Here is a 22,696-nt window from a genome sequence, read left to right on the forward strand (position 1 = left end):
GACCTCACCCCACCCCGACGACCCCAGGAGCCACACATGTCCGGTTCGGTGCACTACCTCTACGGCGACGGGGACATCGAGCTGGGCGCCGGTCGCGCGACCATCGAGGTGCGCGTGACCAACACCGGCGACCGCGCCGTCCAGGTGGGTTCGCACTATCACTTCTTCGAGGCCAACCGGGAGCTGCGCTTCAACCGGCTCGCGGCGTACGGGCGGCACCTGGCGATCGGCGCGGGCCTGGCGGTGCGCTTCGAGCCCGGCCAGACGCGGACGGTGCGGCTGGTCGACTTCGCGGGCGAGCGCGTGTGCCACGGGTTCTCCGGGCTGGTCGACGGCCCGCTCGACGACCCGGCCGTCCGCGAGCGCGCGCTGGAGCGGATGGTCGCCGGGGGGTTCCTGCACAGCGGCGGTGACGACGACAGCCCCGACAACAACGACGACGACGACGAGGTCGCGCCCGTCCCGGACCGTGTGCCCGCCGCCGAGGGCCCGCCGACCGTGCTCCCGCGTGCCACCTACACCGACATCTACGGACCCACGGTCGGCGACCGACTGCAGCTGGCCGACACCGACCTGGTGATCGAGATCGCCACCGACCACAACGCGGTCACCACCGACGGCAGCAGTGGCTACGGCGACGAGGCCGTCTACGGCGGCGGCAAGGCGATCCGCGACGGCATGGCCCAGGACCCGGCGGGCACCCGCGCCTCGGGCGCGCTGGACCTGGTGATCACGGGCGCGACGATCGTCGACGCGGTGCTGGGTGTGGTCAAGGGCGACATCGGGGTGCGCGACGGGCGGATCGTGGCCGTGGGCAAGGCCGGCAACCCGCACCTGCAGGACGGGGTGCACCCGGAACTGGTGATCGGGCCCGGCACCGAGGTGGTCGCGGGCGAGCACAAGATCGTCACCGCCGGCGGCGTGGACACCCACATCCACTACATCGCGCCGCAGCAGGTCGAGGAAGCCCTGTCCAACGGTGTGACCACCCTGTTCGGCGGCGGCACCGGCCCTGCCGAAGGAACCAAGGGCACCACCTGCACGCCCGGCGCGTGGAACATCGGGCGGATGCTGCAGGCCGCCGACGGGCTGCCGGTGAACATCGGGGTGCTGGGCAAGGGCAACACGTCGCAGCCGGAGTCGGCGGTCGAGCAGATCGTCGCCGGCGCGGCGGGGCTGAAGATCCACGAGGACTGGGGCACCACGCCCGCGGCGATCCGCTGCGTGCAGGAGGTGGCGGACGAGTACGACGTGCAGGTCGCGATCCACACCGACACCCTCAACGAGTCGGGCTTCTACGAGGACACCCGCGCCGCGTTCGGCGACTCCACCATCCACACCTTCCATTCGGAGGGCGCCGGCGGCGGCCACGCCCCCGACATCCTGCGGGTGTGCGGCGAGCCCAACGTCCTGCCCGCCTCCACCAACCCGACGCTGCCGTACACCGTGAACTCGGTCGACGAACTGCTGGACATGGTGATGGTGTGCCACCACCTGTCGCACGACATCCCGGAGGACGTGAGCTTCGCCGATTCCCGGGTGCGCGCCGAGACGATCGCCGCCGAGACCGTCCTGCACGACGAGGGGATCATCTCGATCTTCTCCTCGGACTCGCAGGCCATGGGCCGGATCGGCGAGTCGTGGCAACGCGCGTTCCAGACCGCCCACCACTGCCGCGTCGAGCGGGGCCCGCTGCCCGAGGACAGTGACCGCAACGACAACGAGCGCGTCCTGCGCTACGTCGCCAAGATGACCATCAACCCCGCCATCGCGGCGGGCATCGCCGACCACCTCGGCTCGATCGAACCCGGCAAGCTCGCCGATCTCGTGGTGTGGCCGGTCGACTCGTTTGCCGCCAAGCCGTCGTTGATCATCAAGGGCGGGATGATCGTGTGGGCGCCGATGGGCGATCCCAACGCGTCGCTGCCCACGCCGCAGCCGGTGATCTACCGCCCGATGTTCGGCGCGTACGGCGGGGCGCTGCAGTCCACGCGGGTGACGTTCCTGTCCGCCGCCGCGATCGAGGCCAGCGTGCCCGAACAGCTGGGCCTGACCTCGCCGTGCCTGCCCGTGCGTGGCTGCCGGGGGATCGGCAAGAAGGACATGGTCCGCAACGACCGCTGCCCGGTCATCGAGGTGGATCCCGAGACCTACGTGGTGACCGTCGACGGCGAGCCCGCCACCATCGCCCCCGCCACCACGTTGCCGCTGGCCCAGCTGCACTACCTCGCGTGATGTCCGACCACGACGACCACGACGACGACCACGACGACAACGCGGCCGGCGGCTGCCCTGCGGGCCCTGTGCCGGGCGCGGGTCGTGCCGAACTGTCGACGTTGCTGCTGGCGCTTCAGTTCACCGACTCCTCGTTCCCGTCGGGCATGTACACGCTCTCGCACGGGCTCGAGGGGCTCCGGCAGTTGGGCGCTGTGGAGGCTGCAGCCTCTGGCCGGGCGGGTACTGCAGGGCCTCCGGCCACTGGCGCGCACTCCGTGGCCGAGGCCGTGCACGGGATCCTGCGCCACTCGGCCGGCCCGGCCGAGGCGACCGCGCTGGCCCTCGCCTGGGAGGCCACCCGCGAGCACGCCGGCGACCCTGCTCTCTCCGGCACCGAGGCCCTGCTCGCGGCGCTCACCCGCATCGACCGGCGGCTGCACGCCACCCGGTTGACCCGCGAGTTCCGCGACGGCGCCACCCGCACCGGAAAGCAGGTCCTCGACCTCGCCGCCGAACTCCTCGACGACCCGGTGGTGTCCGCGTGGAACGACCACGTCCGGGCCCGTCGGTCGCCGGGATCGCAGTCGGTGGTCATGGGCGTGGTCTACGCCCGCGGCGGGCTGAGCCAGCGGGAGGCCGTGGCCGCCGACCTCACCGCGCTGGTCATCAGCCTGTCGGGGGCCGCGCTGCGGCTGCGACTGGCCGATCACCGCACCGCGCAGGCGCTGGTGCGCGGGGCGGCTCCGGTGATCGCCGAGGTCGCCGACGCCGCGGTGGGCCGGTCGCTGGAGGAACTCGGCGGGTTCGCGCCAGTGCTGGACCTGGCGTCCTGCCACCACGAACGCGCCGACGCCCGGCTGTTCGCCTCGTGACCCGGCCTCCACCCTCCTGACCGGAGTACCTGCGTACCCGGTAGCGCTCTGACCTGGGGTGCCCTGAAGGACGGGTGCAGGGCATCGCAGGTCAGGGCCGTGCCGGCCGGGGTGGGGCAGTTGCCGTCGCCGTCGCCGTCGCTGCCGCCGACGCCGCCGCGGCAGCACTGCACGGGCGTCCTGCTGGTGATGCTCCGATTCATGGGCCCGGTCCTGAAATCGCCCTCTGACCTGGAGTGCCCTGAACGTGCGCTGCAGGGCACCCCAGGTCAGGGCGGATCCCGCCGAGGGCAGGGCCGCGCTGCGTACGCCGCGCAACACTGCCGAAACACGGCTGCACTAGCGTTCGTTGCATGGCAGAGGCACAGCAGGTGTTGCGGATCGGGATCGGTGGGCCGGTGGGCTCAGGCAAGACCGCTCTCATCGAGGCGCTGGTCCCAGAGTTGATCGCCCGGGGACGCACCCCGGCCGTCATCACCAACGACATCTACACGCAGGAGGACGCCGAGCACGTCCGCCGCACCCTGGCCGGAGTCCTCGATCCCGCCCGGGTGGTGGGCGTGGAGACAGGCTCGTGCCCGCACACCGCCGTGCGCGACGACCCCACCATGAACCTCGCGGTGGGGGCGGAGATGCTCGAGGACCACCCGGACGTCGACACCCTCATCTACGAGTCCGGCGGCGACAATCTCACCCTGACGTTCTCGCCGGCGCTGGTCGACCTGTTCGTCTTTGTCCTGGACACCGCCGAGGGCGAGAAGATGCCCCGCAAGCGCGGGCCCGGCATCACCGAATGCGACCTGCTGGTGATCAACAAGATCGACATCGCCCAGTACGTGCGCTGCGACCTGGGCGTGATGTCCTCGGACGCCGACCGCGTCCGCTCGGGCAAGCCCGTCGCGCTCACCGACTGCCTCTCCGGGACCGGCATCGACGAGGTGCTCGACTACTTCGAGTCCCGCCGGGTGGAACTGCTGCCCGTACGGTGAGCGACCGGCTGACCCGCGCCGCCGACCCGGGGTTCGTATGGCCCGCCGTGGCGGACGGACCGCAGACCGGGCCCGGGGCCCTGCCCGTCGGCTCGCCCGGCAAGGTCGGCGTGCTGGACCTGGCGTTCCGTCGCGACGGCTGTGACCCCGACGGGCGGACGGTACTGGCCGAGCGGTTCCAGAAATCCCCGCTGCAGGTGATGCGGCCGCTGTACATCGACCCGGTGCTGCGCGAGATGCCGACGGTGTACGTGATGTCGACCGGCGGCGGGATCGTCGGCGGCGACCGGCTCGACATGGACGTCCGGGTGTCCGCCGGCGCGCACGCACTGGTCACCACCCAGGCCGCGAACCGGGTGCACCGGATGGACGTCGGTTACGCCACGCAGACCGTCTCCCTGACGCTGGGCGAGGGCGCGGTGTGCGAGTGGCTGCCGGACCCGCTCATTCCGTACGGCGGCAGCAGGTTCCAGCAGCAGCTGCGGGCCGAGGTGCCCGAGGACGCCGTGCTCATCGCCGGCGATGTCCTCACCGCCGGACGCGTGGCCCGCGGGGAGAGCTGGGACGTGGACGCCTACGTCTCGGCCGTGGAGATCTCCCGCCCCGACGGCACCCTGCTCGCCGTGGACACCACCCACATCACCCGCGACGAGGCCGGCCACCCGCTGGTCACAGGAGACGCCGACGCGATCGGGACCCTGTTCGTCGTGGCGCCCGGCCCGGCGGAGGAGCTCGCGGCGGTCATGCGCGACGCGGCCGAGGCGATCGGGTCCGCGACCCCGAACTCGGATGGCCTTGATGCGGCGGTGCGGTGCGGGGTGAGCACCCTGCCCGACGGCTGCGGCGCCTGGCTGCGGGTGCTCGGCCGCGGGCAGGAGAACGTGGAGGCAGCGGTGCGCGCGGTCTGGTCCGCCGCGCGAGTCCATCTCCTCGGTGCGCCGGCGCCGGACCTGCGAAAGAGCTGAGAGCCGGGCCGGCCCCGAGAGACGACGGCCGCCGCCCAGCCCGCCGACGCCCAGGTATGCGCCCTCTATGGACCGTTCCGCCAGCACATCCCGCGCGTACGCGTACATAGAGGCATCACAAGCCGAAGGGGACGCGTAACCCCGCGCAGGAGCGGCGTGCGGGCTCAGCCGGCCGCGCCCGCGCACTTGTATCGCGGGGTGGACGAGAAACACAGCGTTCACACAACGCAGGTAGAGGCAACGGTGGCGAAACACCGGCGACTCAGCTGACTCACATCATGTCCTTACCTTTATCCACATCGCGCTTCGAGCCCCGCAGCCCGCGGGAGCACTCGACAGCCGGTCAGTGAAGGTCAGGTCAACCACGTGAACTCCACCTCCATCTCCTCTGGGAAGACAGCTCGCGCGAGCCAGACGCCGCGCTCGATCCGCACCCGGCGTGCACTGGCCACCGCCGGCCTCGTGATCCTGGGTGCGGGTGCGCTCACCGCCTGCGGAAGCCGGACCGGCGACACCGCCGCGGCCGCCGCCGAGTCCTGCGTGGACACCTCCGGCGACACGATCAAGGTGGGCTCGTTGCATTCGCTGTCGGGCACCATGGCCATCTCCGAGAAGACCGTGCGTGACTCGGTGGCGCTGGCGATCGAGCAGATCAACGCCGAGGGCGGGGTGCTGGGCAAGCAGATCGAACCCGTGGTGGAGGACGGCGCCTCCGACCCGGCCGTGTTCGCGGAGAAGGCGCAGAAGCTCATCACCAGTGACTGCGTGGCCGCGATCTTCGGCGGCTGGACCTCGTCCTCCCGCAAGGCGATGCTGCCCGTGGTCGAGGACGCCAACGCGTTGCTCTACTACCCGGTGCAGTACGAGGGCCTCGAGGCGTCGGAGAACATCTTCTACACCGGCGCCACCACCAACCAGCAGATCGTCCCCGCCCTGGAGTACCTCAAGGAGCAGGGCGTGGAGTCCATGTACCTCGTGGGCTCGGACTACGTCTTCCCGCAGACCGCCAATCGCGTCATCAAGGCGTGGGCCGAGGCCAACGAGGTCGAGATCCTCGGCGAGGACTACACCCCGCTCGGCTCGACCGACTTCTCGACCATCGTCAACAAGGTGCGCACCGCCAACCCGGACGCCGTGTTCAACACGCTCAACGGCGACTCCAACGTGGCGTTCTTCCGCGAGTACTCCAACGCCGGCCTGTCCGCCGAGGACACCCCGGTGGTGAGCGTGTCGATCGCCGAGGAGGAGGTCCAGGGCATCGGCGCCGCGAATATTGACGGCCAGCTGACCTCGTGGAACTACTACCAGACGATCGACTCGCCGGAGAACACCGCGTTCGTCGACGCGTTCAAGGCGAAGTACGGCGCGAACCGCGTCACCTCCGATCCGATGGAAGCCGCGTACACCTCGGTCTACCTGTGGAAGAACACGGTCGAGAAGGCGGACTCCTTCGCCGTCGACGCCATCCAGGACGCCGCCGACGGCGTCAGCTTCGACGCCCCCGAGGGCACCGTCACCATCAACGGCGAGAACAACCACATCTCCAAGACCGCGATCGTCGGCGAGATCCGCCCCGACGGCCTGATCTACGAGGTGTGGAGCTCCGGCGAGGCGATCGAGCCCGACCCGTTCCTCGAGTCCTACGACTGGGCCGGCGACCTGTCCGGGAACTGACGCCCGACCGTCAGCCCGGATCACCCAGCCCCGCCCACCCCGCCCGACCCACCCCGCTCCCGGCCCGTCAGTCGGGAGCGGGGGAGGGGGAGGGCGGGACCCGGAGAAAGGAGCCGATGTGGACATCCTCATCGGACAACTCGCGACCGGATTGAGCATCGGCTCCATCCTCCTGCTCGCCGCCCTCGGCCTGAGCCTGACGTTCGGCCAGATGGGCGTCATCAACATGGCCCACGGCGAGTTCATCATGGCCGGCTGCTACACCGCCTACGTCGTCCAGCAGATCACCGCCGCCTCTGGGATGAGCCTGCTGTTGTCCCTGGCCCTGGGTTTCGTCGTCGGCGGCCTGCTCGGCGTGCTGCTCGAGGTGACGCTCATCCGGCGCCTCTACGCCCGTCCACTGGACACCCTGCTCGTCACGTTCGGTGTGGGCCTGGTCCTGCAGCAGATCGCCCGAGACATCTGGGGCGCGCCGGCCGTCAACGTGGCGGTGCCGGAGTTCCTGCGCGGCAGCGTCGAACTGCTCGGTGCGTCGGTGCCTCTGACTCGCGTGTTCATCTTCGTCCTGGCGATCACCTGCGTCGCCGCGGTCATGGCCGCGATGAAGTTCACGCCCATGGGCCGCCGCATCCGGGCGGTCACGCTCAACCGTGACCTCGCCGAGTCGTCGGGCATCAGCTCCCGCCGCACCGACATCACCACGTTCTTCATCGGCTCCGGCCTGGCCGGCGTCGCCGGGGTGGCGCTCACGCTCATAGGCTCAACGAGCCCGACGATCGGCCAGTCGTATCTCATCGACGCGTTCCTCGTGGTGGTCGTGGGTGGTCTCGGCCAGCTGCGGGGCGCCGTGATCGCGGCGTTCGCGCTCGGGGTCCTGCACTCGTTCTTCGAGTACTCCACCACCGCGTCGGTGGCCAAGGTGCTCGTCTTTGTCGCCATCATCATCTTCCTGCAGGTGCGCCCGCAGGGCCTGTTCGCCGTCAAGACCAGGAGCCTGGCATGACCAAGACCATCTCCGTCACCCGAGCGGCTGGCGGCGCCGACTCCGCCGACTCCGCTGCCACCACCGCCCCCGATCCCGCAGCCTCGCTGCCCCGGCGCACCCGCGCCCGACGCCTGCTCACCGGCGACGCCGAGCGGCCACGGTGGATGTTCTGGGCCGCGCTCGCGGTGGCCGCGCTGATCATCTTCGCTCTCGCGCCCGCGCTGCTGAGCGACTTCCGGCTGAGCCTGCTGGCCAAATTCTTCTGCTACGCGATCGTCGCCAGTGGCATCGGTCTGGCGTGGGGGCGCGGCGGCATGCTGACCCTCGGCCAGGGCGTGTACTTCGGCGTGGGCGCCTACGCGATGGCGATGTTCCTCAAGATCTCCGACGCCCGCGACCGCGGAGGCGCCGACGCGCTGCCCGACTTCATGCAGATCGCCGGGATGCGCGAGATGCCCGGGTACTGGGTGCCGTTCGCCTCGCCCGGGTTCACGCTCGCGGTGATCCTGCTGGTCCCGCCGCTGCTGGCGTTCGGGTTCGGCTACCTGGTATTCAACCGCAAGGTCAAGGGCGCCTACTTCGCGATCCTCTCGCAGGCCCTGGCGGCGGCCGCCGCGATCTTCCTCGTGAGCCGGCCGGAGCTGGGCGGGTCCAACGGGCTCAACCGCTTCACCGGGTTCTTCGGGTTCGCGCTGTCCGACCCGGCCAACCGGCGGATGCTGTACTTCCTCGCCGGCGGCGCGCTGCTTCTCGTGGTGCTGCTGGTGCGCCAGTTCATGAATTCCCGGTTCGGCGAGTTGCTCGTGGCCGTCCGCGACCAGGAGGAGCGCGTGCGGTTCCTCGGCTACGACCCGGCGATGGTCAAGTCGTTCGCCTACGCCGTGGCCGCGTTCGCCGCGGGGCTCGCCGGGGCGCTGTTCGTGCCGATCGTGGGGATCATCTCGCCGTCGGCGATCGGCATCGCGCCCTCGATCGCGTTCCTCATCGGCGTCGCGATCGGCGGCCGCGCGACCCTGCTCGGCCCGGTGCTCGGCGCGATCGGTGTGGCCTGGGCGCAGACCGCGTTCTCCGAGGCCTACCCGTCGCAGTGGACCTACCTGCAGGGCATCTTGTTCATCGTGGTGGTGGGGTTCCTGCCCGGCGGCCTGGCGTCGCTGTTCGTGATGCGACGTCGGCGCGCCAAGGGCCAGGAGCCGACCACGACGACCACGACGACGACGAGTTTCGCCACCTCCGACCGGCCCGCCACCACCGGCATCGCCGAACCTGATCCCGATGCGTCGGCGCCCGGCGCCGCTTCCCCCGAGGAGTCCCGATGACCCCGTCCACCGCCTTCGGCATTGGTGCCGCGCTGTCCGCCGGCACCCTGACCGGTGCCGAGATCGGCCTGCCCGGCTCCGCCGCCCGCGCGTCCGCCCGCACTCGCTCCGGTGAAGGAGGCGCAGGCACCTACCTCGAGGTCCGCGACCTGACGGTGACGTTCGACGGATTCAAGGCCGTGGACGGTGTCGACCTCACCCTGATCCAGGGCGACCTGCGCTTCCTCATCGGCCCGAACGGCGCTGGCAAGACGACCGTCGTCGACGCGATCACCGGGCTCGTGCCCGCCACCGGCACCGTCGACAAGTCCGGCCAGCCGGTGCTGGGGCTCAAGACGCACAAGATCGCCAAGATGGGCATCGGCCGCACGTTCCAGACGGCGTCGGTGTTCGAGGACCTCACCGTCGAGCAGAACCTCGACATCGCCGCCGGCGCCCGCCGCGGCCCGCTCACCCTGCTGCGGCGCCGCCACGGCCGGGAGGACAAGGTGACCGAGGCGCTGGAGACCATCGGGCTCGGGCACCTCGCCGGCACCAAGGCAGGGGTGCTGGCGCACGGGCAGAAACAGTGGCTGGAGATCGGCATGCTGCTGGTGCAGGACTCCGACGTCATGCTGCTCGACGAGCCCGTCGCCGGGATGGGCGCCGAGGAGCGTCAGGCCACCGGCGAGCTGCTGCAGCGCATCGCCGCCGACCGCACCGTCGTGGTGGTGGAACACGACATGGACTTCATGCGCGCGTTCGCCACCTCCGTCACCGTCCTGGCCGCCGGCAAGGTGCTCGCGGAGGGCACCGTCGCCGAGATCCAGGCCGACCCCAAGGTGCAGCAGGTCTACCTGGGCACCGCCGCCGCGACCGGCACCGAGCTGGCAGACGAGACCGAGGAGTCCCCACGATGACCGCACTGCTCAAGATGACCGGCGTCCGCGCGGGCTACGGCGGCTCGGAGGTCGTCCACGGTGTCGACCTCGAGGTTCCGGCCGGGGGAGTGGCCGCGATCCTCGGTCACAACGGCGCCGGCAAGACGACGCTGCTGCGGACCGCGGTGGGACTGTTGCCGTGCAAGGGCGGCACGATCGAGTTCGACGGCGAGGACATCACCTCCCTGCGTCCGCACGCGCGGGTGGCCCGCGGGATCGGCTACGTCCCGCAGGGGCAGCAGTCGTTCACCCAGCTCACCACGGCCGAGAACCTGCAGCTCGTCGCCGATGGGCGCAAGCGCGGCAAGGCGCTGATCGACGAGTCGCTGGACCTCTTCCCGGCGCTCAAGGAGCTGCTCGACCGCAAGGCCGGCCTGCTCTCCGGCGGCCAGCGGCAGCAGTTGGCGATCGCCCGGACGCTCATCACCGAACCGCGGATGCTGGTGCTGGACGAGCCCACCGAGGGCATCCAGCCCAACGTCGTCGCCGAGATCGAGCGCATCATCGTGGACCTGGCCTCCCGCGGCGACCTGTCGGTCCTGCTCGTCGAACAGCACGTGGGCTTCTCGCTGCGGGCCTCCGACGTCTACTACGTCATCGAGTCCGGGCGGATATCGCACTCAGGCGCCTCTGATGCGACCGCCGCCCACGAGGTGTCGGCGGCGCTGGCGATCTGAGCCCGAGCCGGCCGGCCGCGCCACCGCCGGCACCCAGAAGGTCGCCCGCCGATACCGCCCCTGACCTGGGGTGCCCTGCTCAGCCCGTTCAGGGCATCCCAGGTCAGAGGGTTCGGCCCGGTCACGCCGCGGGCGGGCGTCCCGCACCGAATTGTCGACACCGTTAACAGCTCGGGGCAGAGAGTGTTTATTCTTTTCTCAGCGCCGAGACTCTCTCCCCGGCGCCGCGGGCTCACTGATCGGCCGTGGTGAGAGCGAACCGTTCCCTCAGGCCTGTGCGAAAGGCGCCCCCTCATGGCGATTGCCCAACCCAAGCGTGTCAAGGAGATCACCAAGTCGATCTCCGAAGGCGATATGGAATCGGCGGCCACGTCGACCATCAACTTCATCCTGGATTCGGGAGTGAACGGCTTCGGGCCAGTCAAGGGTGCGGAGACCATCGCCGACGAGGCGCTCAAGCACTCCGGTGGCGACGCCGAGAAGGCGATCAAGCGGATCATCGCCACGCACACCAGGGTCGTGGGCGCGTCGGGGTTCGTGTCCGGACTCGGTGGTCTGGCCACGATGGCGGTGGCCATTCCCACGGATGTCACCGTCTTCTACACGCGAGCCACCCGCATGATCGCGGCGGTTGCGCATCTGCGTGGCTATGACGTACACAGCGAGGAGGTCCGCAGTGTCATCGCGGTGTCGCTGATCGGATCCGCCGGTGTGGAGGCGATGTCCAAGGCCGGCGTCGAGATCGGCACCAAGACGGCCGTCGCGGCCCTGAAGAGGGTGCCGGGCACCGTCCTGACCAAGATCAACAAGGCGGTGGGCTTCCGTCTGGTCACCAAGTTCGGCACCACGGGTTCCATCAACCTGGTCAAGGTCGTGCCCGTGGCGGGCGCAGCCGTGGGCGGGACAATCAACATCGCGGGCATCCGATCGATCGCCGGCTACGCGAAGAGCAACTTCCCGGCAGTCGAGCCGGTGGTCGTGCCGGGCACCGTCGTCTGAGCGTGTCGTCTGACAGCCGGCCCCCTGCCGCGTTGCGTCGAAACGACCGCTGACCTGCGGTGCCCTGCAGGGCCCGTTCAGGGCACCCCAGGTCTGGGTCGGGCCCCCGCACCTCACGCCCCCCGCAACTCCGCCAACCGCAGCGCCAGCCGCAGCTCCAGCGCGCGGTCGCCGCGTCGCCAGCCGGTGCCCAGCACCTGGTCCAGCCGGTCGAGCCGCTGGTACACCGTGTTGACGTGCACGAACAGCCGCTCGGCGGTGGCGGAGGGGCTGCCGTCGGCGCCGAACCACGCCTCGAGCGTCTCGAGTAGCGCGGTGCCGCGGGTGCGGTCGAAGTCGCGCACCGGGCCGAGGTTGCGCTCGATGAGCTGCGTGACGGTCTCGCGGTCGACTTCGCTAAACAGCAGCCCGTACAGTCCCAGCTCGTCGGTGGCGGCGCCGTCGCCGGCCCGGTCGAGCGCGATGAGCAGTCGCGCGGCGCGTCCGGCCCGCTCGACGTGGTCGCCCAGCCCACCGGCCCCGGCCACCACGGCAAGCCCGGCCAACCCGGCGATGGGCCCGGACGCGCCGACGGTCGCCCGGTGCGCGGCCAGTCGGGCGGCGACGTCGCGGGCGGTGGCACCGGCGTCGGTGCCGGGGAGCAGCATCACGCCGCGGTCGCCGTAGGTGGTGACCAGCCCGTCGTCGGCGCGGGCGAGGGAGCGGCACTCGGTTTCCAGCGCCCGCGTCATCCGGGCCTCGGCGGGCGTGATCACCAGCGCCACGAGGTCGGCGTCCACGTCCACCCCGAGCAGGGCGGCTCGCCGGGCGATGGCGTCGAGGTCGTGCTCGCCGGGCGCCAGGACCTCGGCCAGTAGCTCGCCGCGGACGCGGTTGTCGGCCTCGTCGCGCGCGCGGTGCCCCAGCAGGATCAGCGCGATCACCGAGCTCACGCGCGCCAGGACGGGCCGGATGGCGGGCACGGAGCCGCGGCTGGCGAACGTGATGTACCCGAGGTGGTCGGGTCCGGTGACGACAGGGGTGACGACGACGAGGTGGCCGTCCACAGACCGGGTGACCGCACTGGTCGATCGCTCGGAATCCGTGCCGACCTCGGCCAACACCTGCCGCAGCAGGTCGGCGGGCGGTCCCTCGGGGGAGCGGGCAGAGCCGATCTCGCGGTGGGCGAGGTCGAACACGACGGCGGTGCCGCCCTCGAGGTCCACCACGAGGTCGACGATCTCGGGGACGGTGGTGCCGGCGATGACCAGCCGGGTGAGCCGTTCGTGCAGGTCGACGGTGGCGGACAGGCGCGCGGTCTCGGCGTGGGCGATGTCGAGGGCGTCGCGGGTGGAGTCGAGATCGCGTTGGCGGCGGGAGGCGCGCTCGGCGGCGGTGAGGGCGGCGGAGACCTGGTCGGCCAGCAGGGCGACGAGGGTGATCTCGTCCTGGGAGAAGGCGCGTTCGCGCCGGTCGGAGGTGAACAGTGTCCCGGTGAGCCGGCCGTGGGTGCGCACGGGGACGCCGAGGATCGCCTTGACGCCCTCGTCGCGGATGATCGGGTCGATGACGTGGGTGTACTGCTCGTCGGCCAGGTAGTTGCGGGTCCAGCGGGGTGCCATGGCCTCGGCGACCTGCCCGCCCAGGCCGAGGCCCATGCCCAGGCGGATGGTGTCGAACCGGGGACTGGTGGCGCCCTCGGCCATCCGCATGTAGGTGTCGCCTCGTTCGGGGTCGAGCAGCATGACGTACGCCAGGTCGGTGCCCACGAGTTGGCGGGCCCGGCGGATGGCGATGTGCAGCACGGCGTCCTCGTCCTCCGCCGAGGCGAGCTCGGCGGAGGCGTCGAGGATGTCGCGCAGCCCGAGAGCGAGGTCGACGGCCATGGCTCGAGGGGGGTTCAGCGGCCGGTGAACTGCGCCTTGCCGGGGCCCGAGTCCATGAACGACTGCATGCCGATCTCGCGGTCCTCGGTGGCAAAGAGTCCGGCGAACAGGGCGCGCTCGATGGCCAGGCCGGTGTCGAGGTCCACCTCGATACCGCGGTCGACGGCCTCCTTGAGGGCTCGCAGCGCGATGCGGGGTCCGCCGACGAACTGCCGGGCCCACTCGAGGGCGCGGGCGGTGGCCTGCCCGTCCGGCACGACCTCCTCGACCGCGCGCAGCTCGAGGGCCTCGGCGGCGGTGAGCGTGCGGCCGGTCAGGCACAGGTCCTTGGCCACGGCCGGGCCGACGAGCCGGGTGAGGCGCTGCGTGCCGCCGGCGCCGGGGATGATGCCGAGCAGGATCTCGGGCTGGCCGAGCTTGGCCTTGTCCTCGGCGATGCGCCGGTCGCAGCACAGGGCCAGTTCCATGCCACCGCCCAGGGCCGCGCCGGTGATGGCGGCGACGGTGGGCTGGGGGATCGCGGCGACGGCCGTGAACGCGGACTGCAGCTCGCGGGCCTCGGCGACCATCCGGGCATACGGCATGTTCCGCATCTCCTTGATGTCGGCACCGGCGGCGAAGACGCGCTCGCTGCCGGTGAACACCACGGCGTCGACGTCGTCGCGGCCGGAGACTTCGCCGGCCACCGCGCGGAGTTCCTCCTGCATTGCGCGGGACAGGGCGTTGACCGGCGGCCGGCCCAGGGTGACCAGCGCGATGCCGTCGGTGACCTCGAGGGTGAGGAACTCGTAGGTGGACGGGGTGGATGGAGATTCAGACATGGGCACACTCCGAAGCTAGGGGGAATCTCCATTGTATGTGGTCCACACCACTCCTACGGTTCAGGGCATGCCAGACGACGTGAACGAGATCACAGAGCGGCGCCCGTGGAGTCCGCCACTGCGGCCCGAGGGCTTTCACTGGGAGATCCCGGACCGATTCAACATCGGCGCCGCGTGCATGGACGCACATCCCCAGGACGCACCCGCGATCGTGGTGGACCGCGGGGACGACCCACCGGAGATCACCACGTTCGGTGAACTCGGTGAGCGCGCCCGCCGGCTCATCACGTTCTTGCGGGAGCGCGGAGTCGGCGAGGGCGATCGCGTCGCCGTGATGTGCGCGCAGTCCGCCGAGACCGCCGTCGCGCACATGGCCGCGTACCTCATGGGCGCGATCGCGGTGCCGCTGTCGGTGAAGTTCGGTCCCGAGGCGGCGCTGTTCCGCATGGGCGACTCCGGAGCGGTCGCGGCCGTGTTCGACGCCGACTGCTACGCCCGCCTGGCCGACGAACTCGCCGAGCTGCCCGAGCTGCACACCGTGCTCGTAACCGGCGATGCGGTGCCGGACGCGACGTCGCCGGTCGCCGGGGCGATGCACGCGGCCGGTACGGCGCCGGCGATCGACGAGTCCGCTGCGGCGGCCGCCGATGGAGCCGGCGTTGCTGCCGGCGCTGCAGGGGCCGGCGCGCTCACCGTGCTGCCGCTCGCGGTGGCGGAGGAGGCCGACGTTGCCGTCGTCGTCGCGGACACCGGACCCGACGACCCCGCGCTCCTCATCTACACCTCCGGGACCACCGGCCAGCCCAAGGGCGCGCTGCACGGGCACCGGGTCGTACTGGGCCACATGCCCGGCGTGGTCCGCGCGCTCGACGGGTTCCCGGGCGGAGCGGCGGGGGAGAGCACTGACGTGTTCTGGACCCCCGCCGACTGGGCGTGGGCCGGCGGGCTGCTCGACGTGCTGCTGCCCAGCCTCTACAGCGGGGTGCCCGTGGTCGCGTCGACCCGGCGGCCCAGCCCCGAGGCCGTCGAGCACATCCTGCGGCGGCACGGCGTGACCTGCTCGTTCCTGCCGCCAACCATCCTCAAGATGATGCGCGCGTCCGACGTTGACTACTCGCGCACCGGACTGCGGGCCGCGTTCTCCGGCGGTGAGGCGCTCGGCGAGGCAGTGGCCGAGTGGGCGCGCGAGGCACTGGGCGTGCGCGTCAACGAGATCTACGGCCAGACCGAGTGCAACCTCATCGTGGGCACCTGCCACGCCGAGTTCGCGACCCCGCCCGGATCGATGGGCCGCCCCACGCCCGGGTTCGACCTCGTGCTGCTCGATGAGACCGGCGAGCCGGTCGCGGCGGGGGAGGTCGGCGAGATCTGCGTGCGACTGCCCAGCCCGAACGCCTTCCTGCGCTACTGGAACGCGCCCGAGAAGACCGCGGAGAAGACCGCCGACGGCGTCCTGCACACCGGGGACCTCGCGAAGGTCGACGACGAGGGGAACTTCTGGTTCTCCGGCCGCAACGACGACCTCATCTCGTCGGCCGGCTACCGCGTGGGCCCCGGCGAGATCGAGGACCAGATCCTGCGCCACCCGTCCGTCGAGATGGTGGCCGTGATCGGCGTGCCCGATGAGCTGCGCGGAGAGGCGATCGTCGCGTACGTCGTCCCCGCGGAGGGAGTCGACCGCACCGCCGAGCACACCGCCGACCTCGCCGCCGAGATCCAGGCCTTCGTCAAGGAACGGCTGGCCTTCTACCAGTACCCGCGGGAGGTCGTCTTCCTCGACGAACTGCCCACCACCAACACCGGCAAGATCCGCCGCGCGCACCTGCGTGCCACCCACTCAGAGGACACGAAATGAACAATCCCGTAGTGATAGGCGTGGTCATCGTCTATTTCGTGCTCATGTTCGCCATCGGCGCCTGGGCCAACACCAAGATGAAGTCGGCCAAGGAATTCCTCGTGGCGGGCCAGTCGCTGGGCTTCTTCGTGATGGCCATCGCCAGCTTCTCGTCCATCCAGTCCGGCTGGGGCATGGTCGGCGGCACCGGGCAGACGTACGCGTGGGGCTTCCAGGCACTCATCGCCGTCGGGCTGTTCGCGCCGTTCGGCTTTGCCGTCGCCTGGTTCCTCCTCGGGAGCCGCCTGAACTGGATCGGCAAGAAGCACAGCGTCTACTCGGTGCCCGACCTCATCCGCATCCGCTTCCAGGACCGCACCTCGCACGCCACCATGTCGGTCGCGGTGTTCATCGCCTCGGTCGCGTACATGACTGCGCAGGTCACGGCGATCGGCGTGATCATTTCCCTGCTGCTGGGCACGTCGGTCTCCACCAGCGCGTGGATCGGCTCGCTCGTCGTGGCCGCGTACACGATGGCCGGCGGCATGCTCGCGGCCGTGTGGACCGACCTCATCCAGGGCGTGCTCATGGTGGTCATGTCCGTCGGACTGTTCTTCTTCGCCGTCCAGATGGCCGGCGGCTGGGTGCCCATGCTCGACACCATCTCCACCACCAGCGCGGAGATGCTCGCGATCGAGGGCGTGAAGTCGCCCACCTACATCTTCGCCTTTGGCCTGCTGATCTTCGTCGGCGCCGTGGGTCAGCCGCAGCTGCTCACCAAGTTCCTCATGCTCCGTGACATGACGCAGCTCAAGTGGGGCGCCGCGGTCGCTGGCATCGCCTACGCGGTGACCACCCTGTTCTCGGTGGGCATCGGCCTGGCCACCCGCTCGATGACCATCACCGGCGACGCTCCCGAGCTGGAGAACATCGACGACACCGCCATCTGGTTCCTCGACTCGGTCACGCACCCGATCGTCGGCGGCATCGCCCTCACCGGCCTGCTCGCCGCGATCATGTCCTCGGCGTCCAGCTTCATCACCATCGGCGCCTCGTCGATGATGCGCGACCTGCCCGCCGCGTTCGGCGTCCGCGTGGTCCGTGAACTGCTATGGAGCCGGATCGCCACGCTGACACTGGTCGTGCTCTCGGTGCTGCTCACCCTGTTCCTGTCGCAGGTGGTGTTCCTGCTCGGCGCGCTGGGTTGGGCCGCGTTCGCGGCGGCGATCGTCGGCCCGGTGGTCATGTCGATCTACTGGGAGCGCGCCACCGCGACGGCCGCCACCGTGACCGTCGTCTTCGCGATCCTCGGCAACCTCATCATCAGCTCCCTGGCCGCCCGCGACATCATCTCGCTGCCGGAGTACATGCAGGTCGGCGGCATCTCGCTGCTCGTGTCGATCCTGCTGTTCTACGTGGTCTCGCTGGTCACCTCCAACCGCCACCCCGACGCGACCCTGGCGTTCCTCTACGGCGGCCCGGGCACCGGCACCGACCGTCCGCTCGCCGGCTCGACCGCCGCTGCTCCCGCTTCCAGCTCGGCTGCCGCCTCCAGCTCGGCTGCCCCGTCCACCGAAAGGCCCGACCATGTCTGATCTCGCCGCACTCGACCGCGCCGGCGTCCCCATGCCCGAGCACAAGCGCGCCGGCACCCTGATCCACGTGTTCGTCGGCGTAGCCGCCTTCGCCCTGATCGGGATGTTCCTCGACGTCTGGCAGATGGTATTCCTCGCCGTCCCGCTGTTCGCCGTGACCACCATGCTGCTCGGCTCACTGCGCGCCAACGGCACCTGGGACAAGGCCTCCTCGATGGCGATCGTGGCCTACTGCGCGGGCCTGGCCGTGCTGGTCCTGTGGTCGGTGCTCTCCGAGGCCGGCGATTCCACCCTCTGGGGCCTGTCCATGGCGATGGGCGTGATCGTCTACTTCGTCTGGCCCTACACGGCCGTCGGCGCGGGACTGCTGTACGCGTTCGTCTTCGACCGCACCATCGACGAGAAGCGGTTGGCGGCCGCCGCAGGCTGACCGCCCCGCCCCCCAAAACGAACGCTCGCCTCGGCACTCGCCGGGGCGAGCGTTCATGTGTGGGGGCGGGCACCTCACCGTGGGCTGCGCGAAGCCATCGGGGTAGTACGACGACGACAACGGCCGCCACCGCCCCCGCACGCAGTCGCTCGCTCCGGCCGAACCGGTAGCGTCGGCAGGCCACGGGAGTGAACGCGACCTCGCGCCCGGCGGCGCAGAGCGTTACCGTGAGTGCGGAATCGGAGGTGGGTATGGCGGCGGAAGAGCAAGAGATCATCGGCCAGGCTCGCCTGAAGGATCCCACAACACTCGTGGACCTACTGACCGATGACGACGGCGATGACACTGAGCTCGAGCCAGGCCGACTCGGCCTCACGAGGCGTACCGCTGACCTGTAGCAGCGGCACTCGTCACAGCCGCCCGAGCAGCTCCTTCCACACCGGCCGCCAGTAGTCGATCGCCTCGGCCGAGTCGAGCTTGGTGTGCGCCAGCCCCACGCTGGCCTTGCTACCGGAGCTGCCGCCGGCCTTGTCGCTGAAGTTGATCGCCACGCGCGTGCCGTCGGCCAGCGGGACGCGCCAGTAGCGCCACTTCTCCGACCGCGTCACCGACGGCTCGCCCTCCACCGGGATGCCGCCGAACTCCTCACGCCCGGCGACGAGCTCGGTCCACGCCTTCAGCGCCGAGTCCTTGTCTCCGGCGACCGTCCGCGAGGTGGAGAGCTGGAAGTCGCCGTCGCAGGACTGCCCCGGAACGCGCAGGCCGGCGTGCTGCTCGTAGGCGATCGCGGTGCCCTGCGCCCACCACTCGGCCCGCTCCACCGACCCGGGCATGTGCTCGAGCGTCAGCCGCGCGATCGCGGTGTGGTTCATCTCCCGCGCGCCCGCATTCTCGAGCAGGTCGACCCACTCGTCCCACGGGCGGCCGGTGGCGGAGGCGATGGCGGTGGTGTTGGACGGCTTGACCATGACCCCATGCTGCCGCAGAAACGAGCCCGCGGTCGCCGATCCGCGCCGCTGTGGAGGCGTCCGGCAACCGGCACCCGCGCTGACCTGCGGTGCCCTGCAGACCCCGTTCAGGGCGCCGCGGATGCACGGGAAGCCGCGCGCTGCCGCGCGGACCGGACGATCATCGAGGACATGCGTAGGAGAGAGGAGGACCGGCATGGACATCGACGGAGCCGACGAGACCCGACGGGCCCCAGAGCACCACGAGACCTCTGAACGCAACGAGACCGAGGCCCAGCGCATCGACCGCAACTGGATCGAGCTGCTCCAGGAGCTGCGCATCGTGCAGACCGGCGGCCAGGTGCTCACGGGCTTCCTGCTGGTGTTGCCGTTCCAGGACCGTTTCGCTGAGATCGGCGGCGGCGCTCGCGCTCTCTATCTGGCGGTGTTGTCTCTCGCTCTGGTGTCGACAGTGCTCCTGCTGGCGCCGGTGATGATCCACCGCGCGGTGTTCCGCTCCCACCGCAAGGACCGGGTGCTCCGGTTGTCGGCGACGCTCGCGCGTATCGGGTTGGCGATCCTGTCGGTTGCTCTCGTGGGTCTGGTGGCGCTGGTGTTCCCGCTGGTGCTGGGGACCGCGTGGGGTCTTGCTGCCGCGGCGGTGATGGCCGTCTTCGTGGCGGTCATGCTGTTCGTGGTCCCCGCCCGCGTCCGACACCATGCGGCGTCGAATCCGTACGTCGCGGACTGACCGCCACGCCGCGCCACTCCACTCCGTACCACTCCGCGCCGCGCCGCGCCGCAAGGCTGCTCGCCCGCCCGGACGCATGGGCGATTTTTTCGTTGAAAGGCAGCGGGTGAAGTAGGAGATCCTCGGATTCTCCTCCCTGACTCTCAGTCCACCGCAGGGGTGATTCCCAGTGTGTCGGTCCACACTTGACCCAGCGGGCCGGAGGCCGTCTGGCTCACCGAGCAGGAGGTAGGACTATGTCCGAAATGGTGTTCTGGTGGTGGGATCGGGTGCTCTGGGAAATCCGTCGGTTTGTGAGCGGTTCGATCGGGTTCCCGGGTTCGGGTTCGGTGGCGCCCCGCCTCATTCCGATTTAGCGAAGCGCGCCGGTTCCGCACGCGGGTGGGACTGTCAGAGACTGTGACGACGACGAGGTCAGCTCCAGCCACCGCCAGCGTCCCACCCGGTGTGCGGAACCGGCGGGCACGAGCGGCCCCGACCACGATCCCCCGTGGCCGGGGCCGCTTCCCGCGCGACGGTTCCTACGCCTCGGCGACGTCGGTGGTCGTCAGCTCGGTGCCGGTGGGCGTGGTGGGGGATTCTCCGGTGGTGGGGGCCGCCGACGGGCTCGTCGTCACGGCGACGGTGGTCAGCGGCGGCAGGTCGAAGATCCACCCGGCGGTGCCGCCGGGCCGGAGGATGGCCTGCTGCGCGGAGTCGTCGAGTTGGAAGGCGATGACGATCTCGTAGTCCCGCCCCGGCGACAGGGGAGTGGTCGCCGAGCGGGCGGCCTGCTCGCAATCCGAGTTGAGCGTCGTGGCCTCGCGGGTGGACCCGCCGGCGCGGACCTCGGCGAAGTCGTCCGGGCCGATTGACGCCCACCTGTCGGCGCCCGCTTCGGCGGAGGTGGTGATGCTCAGCGTGAGCTCGACTCCGCAGCCGGGTGTCCGCACGATGTCCTCGACCTTCGCGGTGCCCAGCTCGACGCCGTCGCGGTTCACGATTGCGAACTCCCGCCCCACGCGCACCGACTCGGGATCCTGCGGTCCCTCGACTATGGCGGTCTGCTCGGTGGTCTCGGGCTTCGCTTCCCCGGTCGGGACGGAGGACTCACTGCTGGTCGGCTCGGAGGGCCCGGGCACGGTCGTGCTCGATTTGGAGGACTCCTGCGTCGAGGTGGTCGACGTCGCGGCAGCTGTGGTTGTCGCGGGAGTAGAGGTCGTCGGCGACGGAGTTGCGCTCGTCGTGGTGGTGGCCGCGGGCGTGCTGGCCGAGGGGGCCGCAGTCCCAGTGGGTTGCGTCGCTGTCGCGTTGCCGGAGGTCGTGGTCGCTGTCGGCGCCTCGGTCATGGCTGTCGACATCCGGCTGGCGGTTTGAGTCGTGCGGGGCCAGTTGCTTTGGTTCGGGGCACTGGGGGTCGGTGTTGTCGCCTGGTCGACGCCACATTCGGCGTGCGCGAGAATCAGGTCGAGGGTCCATTGATTGAGGATGCCCGAGCCGCTGGCCTCGACCCTCATGCGCAGTTGAGACAGCGCGGACCCCGCGCCCGCCTTCTGCACCCGGTGGAGGGTGGCGGTTTGACCGTCAGGTCCGGTGATCGGCTTGCCCTGGGTGTTCTCGGCGGGCATCGGGACCGATACTCGGTTTGACCCGCTTCCCAGCATGATCGGACCACCCCAGCTGAGCCCTGCCTTGCCCTCTGAGGCGGAGCACGTCGCGGTTGCGCGAATCGGGCTGCTGTATCGGTAGCTCACGAGGTCGGATCCCAGGAATGCGGCCGTGGTGAGCGACAGTGACGTGGTTTCGGAGACAGAGTTGGCGGTAGCGTGTGCGATCTTGCCGGCGTCTCCGTTGGCGCACCCGGAGTCGGTGCGCACGGACAGAGTCGCGCAGGATTTCCCGGTCGCGCCCAGAGAGAGGTAGAAGGGGAACAGCCACGACGCGCTGCTGTGACTCGCTGGACCCTTCTCTGACTTCGCGGTAGTCGGGGTCTCCACGAAGGCGGTCACTGGTGCGATCTGATCGTCCTGGGTGAGCCGATCGATGAAGCCGTAGGTGGAGACTGCACGGGCGAAGCTGTTGCCCTGGTTGATGTTGCCCACCCCGAACCGCGATTCGCCGTAGACAGGGTCGGTCCAGGACGCCTCGGTCGGCTGAACGCTCCGGAGTGCCACGCCGAACCCTGCCACCATCAGTACGACGCCCAGTAGGGCGATGAGCTTGCGGGACTTCAGTGTGGAGGCGCTCATCGACCTTCTCCGTCCACATCCAGCGCCTCGGACGCAGGAGCCTCGTCCTCGTCCTTGGGCCAGAATGCCCACAGCACTCCGAGCGCGGCCAGTCCGGTGATGCCGCCCAGCACCAGCGGGTTGCTGAACCAGACGATGACGTTCGCGAGCTCGGGCACCGACCACAGGACCTTGCGGACCGTCTCGACCCGGTACATGCCGGGGTCGATGTTGGGGTTGGCGTCGCCCTTCATCTGCACGAGCGCTTCGCCGGGCGTCTGCGGGTGCACCTCCACCACCCGGTGGGTCACCGGGAGCTTGCCCTCTCCGCGGTCGACCGTGATGACGTCGCCCACGCGGATCTCGTCGGCGGAGATCTCCTTGACCACCGCCACGGCTCCGGTGGGGATGGTGGGGCTCATCGACCCGGTCTTGAACATGATCAGCGAGATGTTCATGGTGACCGCGGCGATCACGAGCCCCACTGCCACGACTCCGCCCGCGGCCAGGAGATTGGCGATGCCGCCGCCGATGTACGACCACACCGACCGTGTGCGGGGTGCCCGGTGGGAGGTGGCAGCCGAAGCCGGGCCTTCCGAGGGGGTCTGCACGGTCGGTGTGCTCATGGC

General features: G+C 70.3%; 19 protein-coding genes. 14 read left to right on the top strand and 5 right to left on the bottom strand.

The genetic code is table 11. The features are described 5' to 3' along the window. Window positions 1-36: 36 nt before the first annotated feature. The 10 genes from ureC (at window position 37) to NR111_RS14555 (ending at window position 11,617) form a co-directional block, all read left to right on the top strand. The gene (gene ureC / locus NR111_RS14510) at window positions 37-2,235 is read left to right on the top strand and encodes an urease subunit alpha (RefSeq protein ID WP_306228599.1); all 2,199 of its coding nucleotides are present in this window, start codon (window positions 37-39) and stop codon (window positions 2,233-2,235) included. Next, complete coding sequence (locus NR111_RS14515; protein ID WP_256821260.1) at window positions 2,235-3,089, top strand: urease accessory protein UreF; 855 nt, start codon at window positions 2,235-2,237, stop codon at window positions 3,087-3,089. Before ureC ends, NR111_RS14515 begins: the two co-directional genes overlap by 1 nt. Window positions 3,090-3,442: 353 nt before the next feature. Continuing rightward, a complete protein-coding gene (gene ureG, locus NR111_RS14520) occupies window positions 3,443-4,078 on the top strand; it encodes an urease accessory protein UreG (protein ID WP_256821217.1) in 636 nt (211 codons plus the stop codon). Further along, window positions 4,075-5,043 carry an urease accessory protein UreD gene (locus NR111_RS14525; protein ID WP_256821218.1) on the top strand — a complete coding sequence of 323 codons (969 nt, stop codon included), beginning with the start codon at window positions 4,075-4,077 and terminating at the stop codon, window positions 5,041-5,043. Before ureG ends, NR111_RS14525 begins: the two co-directional genes overlap by 4 nt. Window positions 5,044-5,469: 426 nt before the next feature. Then, window positions 5,470-6,717 (top strand): urea ABC transporter substrate-binding protein, encoded by a 1,248-nt coding sequence (gene urtA / locus NR111_RS14530; protein WP_096907488.1) that lies wholly within the window; start codon window positions 5,470-5,472, stop codon window positions 6,715-6,717. A 118-nt stretch (window positions 6,718-6,835) separates the two neighbouring features. Then, complete coding sequence (gene urtB, locus NR111_RS14535; protein ID WP_061228856.1) at window positions 6,836-7,720, top strand: urea ABC transporter permease subunit UrtB; 885 nt, start codon at window positions 6,836-6,838, stop codon at window positions 7,718-7,720. 146 nt (window positions 7,721-7,866) lie between these two features. Continuing rightward, window positions 7,867-9,021: an urea ABC transporter permease subunit UrtC gene (gene urtC / locus NR111_RS14540; RefSeq protein ID WP_256821261.1), complete on the top strand. Its 1,155-nt coding sequence runs from the start codon at window positions 7,867-7,869 to the stop codon at window positions 9,019-9,021. Next, window positions 9,018-9,920 (top strand): urea ABC transporter ATP-binding protein UrtD, encoded by a 903-nt coding sequence (gene urtD / locus NR111_RS14545; protein ID WP_256821219.1) that lies wholly within the window; start codon window positions 9,018-9,020, stop codon window positions 9,918-9,920. The genes urtC and urtD overlap by 4 nt, the downstream gene beginning before the upstream one ends. Further along, the gene (gene urtE, locus NR111_RS14550; protein ID WP_083249765.1) at window positions 9,917-10,618 is read left to right on the top strand and encodes an urea ABC transporter ATP-binding subunit UrtE; all 702 of its coding nucleotides are present in this window, start codon (window positions 9,917-9,919) and stop codon (window positions 10,616-10,618) included. Before urtD ends, urtE begins: the two co-directional genes overlap by 4 nt. Before the next feature lie 294 nt (window positions 10,619-10,912). After that, window positions 10,913-11,617: an EcsC family protein gene (locus NR111_RS14555; RefSeq protein ID WP_256821220.1), complete on the top strand. Its 705-nt coding sequence runs from the start codon at window positions 10,913-10,915 to the stop codon at window positions 11,615-11,617. Between the two features lie 113 nt (window positions 11,618-11,730). Here NR111_RS14555 and NR111_RS14560 read toward each other — a convergent pair whose 3' ends face one another. Continuing rightward, window positions 11,731-13,482: a helix-turn-helix domain-containing protein gene (locus NR111_RS14560; protein ID WP_256821221.1), complete on the bottom strand. Its 1,752-nt coding sequence runs from the start codon at window positions 13,480-13,482 to the stop codon at window positions 11,731-11,733. Between the two features lie 14 nt (window positions 13,483-13,496). Further along, window positions 13,497-14,303 carry an enoyl-CoA hydratase/isomerase family protein gene (locus NR111_RS14565; RefSeq protein WP_256821222.1) on the bottom strand — a complete coding sequence of 269 codons (807 nt, stop codon included), beginning with the start codon at window positions 14,301-14,303 and terminating at the stop codon, window positions 13,497-13,499. Between the two features lie 67 nt (window positions 14,304-14,370). Between NR111_RS14565 and NR111_RS14570 the strand changes: the two genes are divergently transcribed. The 3 genes from NR111_RS14570 to NR111_RS14580 are packed head-to-tail and all read left to right on the top strand — an operon-like array spanning window position 14,371 to window position 18,162. Then, a complete protein-coding gene (locus NR111_RS14570) occupies window positions 14,371-16,158 on the top strand; it encodes an AMP-binding protein (protein WP_256821223.1) in 1,788 nt (595 codons plus the stop codon). Continuing rightward, window positions 16,155-17,732: a sodium:solute symporter gene (locus NR111_RS14575; protein ID WP_256821224.1), complete on the top strand. Its 1,578-nt coding sequence runs from the start codon at window positions 16,155-16,157 to the stop codon at window positions 17,730-17,732. The genes NR111_RS14570 and NR111_RS14575 overlap by 4 nt, the downstream gene beginning before the upstream one ends. Beyond that, window positions 17,725-18,162: a hypothetical protein gene (locus NR111_RS14580; RefSeq protein WP_256821225.1), complete on the top strand. Its 438-nt coding sequence runs from the start codon at window positions 17,725-17,727 to the stop codon at window positions 18,160-18,162. The genes NR111_RS14575 and NR111_RS14580 overlap by 8 nt, the downstream gene beginning before the upstream one ends. Window positions 18,163-18,572: 410 nt before the next feature. Here the strand turns inward: NR111_RS14580 and NR111_RS14585 are convergent, their stop codons facing one another. After that, window positions 18,573-19,130, bottom strand: a complete 558-nt coding sequence (locus tag NR111_RS14585) for a hypothetical protein (protein ID WP_256821226.1) — start codon at window positions 19,128-19,130, stop codon at window positions 18,573-18,575. A gap of 196 nt (window positions 19,131-19,326) precedes the next feature. On the opposite strand from NR111_RS14585, the gene NR111_RS14590 reads away from it, so the two are divergent. After that, the gene (locus tag NR111_RS14590) at window positions 19,327-19,860 is read left to right on the top strand and encodes a DUF6328 family protein (protein WP_256821227.1); all 534 of its coding nucleotides are present in this window, start codon (window positions 19,327-19,329) and stop codon (window positions 19,858-19,860) included. A 521-nt stretch (window positions 19,861-20,381) separates the two neighbouring features. Here the strand turns inward: NR111_RS14590 and NR111_RS14595 are convergent. Then, window positions 20,382-22,088, bottom strand: a complete 1,707-nt coding sequence (locus NR111_RS14595) for a hypothetical protein (protein WP_256821228.1) — start codon at window positions 22,086-22,088, stop codon at window positions 20,382-20,384. Beyond that, complete coding sequence (locus NR111_RS14600) at window positions 22,085-22,693, bottom strand: signal peptidase I (protein ID WP_256821229.1); 609 nt, start codon at window positions 22,691-22,693, stop codon at window positions 22,085-22,087. Before NR111_RS14600 ends, NR111_RS14595 begins: the two co-directional genes overlap by 4 nt. Between the last annotated feature and the right edge of the window lie 3 nt (window positions 22,694-22,696).

Origin of the sequence: Dietzia sp. Die43, assembly GCF_024519835.1 — a bacterium.
GTDB lineage: Bacteria > Actinomycetota > Actinomycetes > Mycobacteriales > Mycobacteriaceae > Dietzia > Dietzia kunjamensis.

Excerpts from the sequence above, each read along its gene's own strand:
- NR111_RS14600 (WP_256821229.1), bottom strand. The coding sequence starts at position 22,693 with ATGAGCACACCGACCGTGCAGACCCCCTCGGAAGGCCCGGCTTCGGCT.
- urtD (WP_256821219.1), top strand. The coding sequence starts at position 9,018 with ATGACCCCGTCCACCGCCTTCGGCATTGGTGCCGCGCTGTCCGCCGGC.
- NR111_RS14555 (WP_256821220.1), top strand. The coding sequence starts at position 10,913 with ATGGCGATTGCCCAACCCAAGCGTGTCAAGGAGATCACCAAGTCGATC.
- NR111_RS14560 (WP_256821221.1), bottom strand. The coding sequence starts at position 13,482 with ATGGCCGTCGACCTCGCTCTCGGGCTGCGCGACATCCTCGACGCCTCC.
- NR111_RS14575 (WP_256821224.1), top strand. The coding sequence starts at position 16,155 with ATGAACAATCCCGTAGTGATAGGCGTGGTCATCGTCTATTTCGTGCTC.
- ureC (WP_306228599.1), top strand. The coding sequence starts at position 37 with ATGTCCGGTTCGGTGCACTACCTCTACGGCGACGGGGACATCGAGCTG.
- NR111_RS14590 (WP_256821227.1), top strand. The coding sequence starts at position 19,327 with ATGGACATCGACGGAGCCGACGAGACCCGACGGGCCCCAGAGCACCAC.
- NR111_RS14580 (WP_256821225.1), top strand. The coding sequence starts at position 17,725 with ATGTCTGATCTCGCCGCACTCGACCGCGCCGGCGTCCCCATGCCCGAG.
- NR111_RS14515 (WP_256821260.1), top strand. The coding sequence starts at position 2,235 with ATGTCCGACCACGACGACCACGACGACGACCACGACGACAACGCGGCC.
- ureG (WP_256821217.1), top strand. The coding sequence starts at position 3,443 with ATGGCAGAGGCACAGCAGGTGTTGCGGATCGGGATCGGTGGGCCGGTG.
- NR111_RS14565 (WP_256821222.1), bottom strand. The coding sequence starts at position 14,303 with ATGTCTGAATCTCCATCCACCCCGTCCACCTACGAGTTCCTCACCCTC.
- urtE (WP_083249765.1), top strand. The coding sequence starts at position 9,917 with ATGACCGCACTGCTCAAGATGACCGGCGTCCGCGCGGGCTACGGCGGC.
- NR111_RS14570 (WP_256821223.1), top strand. The coding sequence starts at position 14,371 with ATGCCAGACGACGTGAACGAGATCACAGAGCGGCGCCCGTGGAGTCCG.
- NR111_RS14595 (WP_256821228.1), bottom strand. The coding sequence starts at position 22,088 with ATGAGCGCCTCCACACTGAAGTCCCGCAAGCTCATCGCCCTACTGGGC.
- urtC (WP_256821261.1), top strand. The coding sequence starts at position 7,867 with ATGTTCTGGGCCGCGCTCGCGGTGGCCGCGCTGATCATCTTCGCTCTC.
- NR111_RS14585 (WP_256821226.1), bottom strand. The coding sequence starts at position 19,130 with ATGGTCAAGCCGTCCAACACCACCGCCATCGCCTCCGCCACCGGCCGC.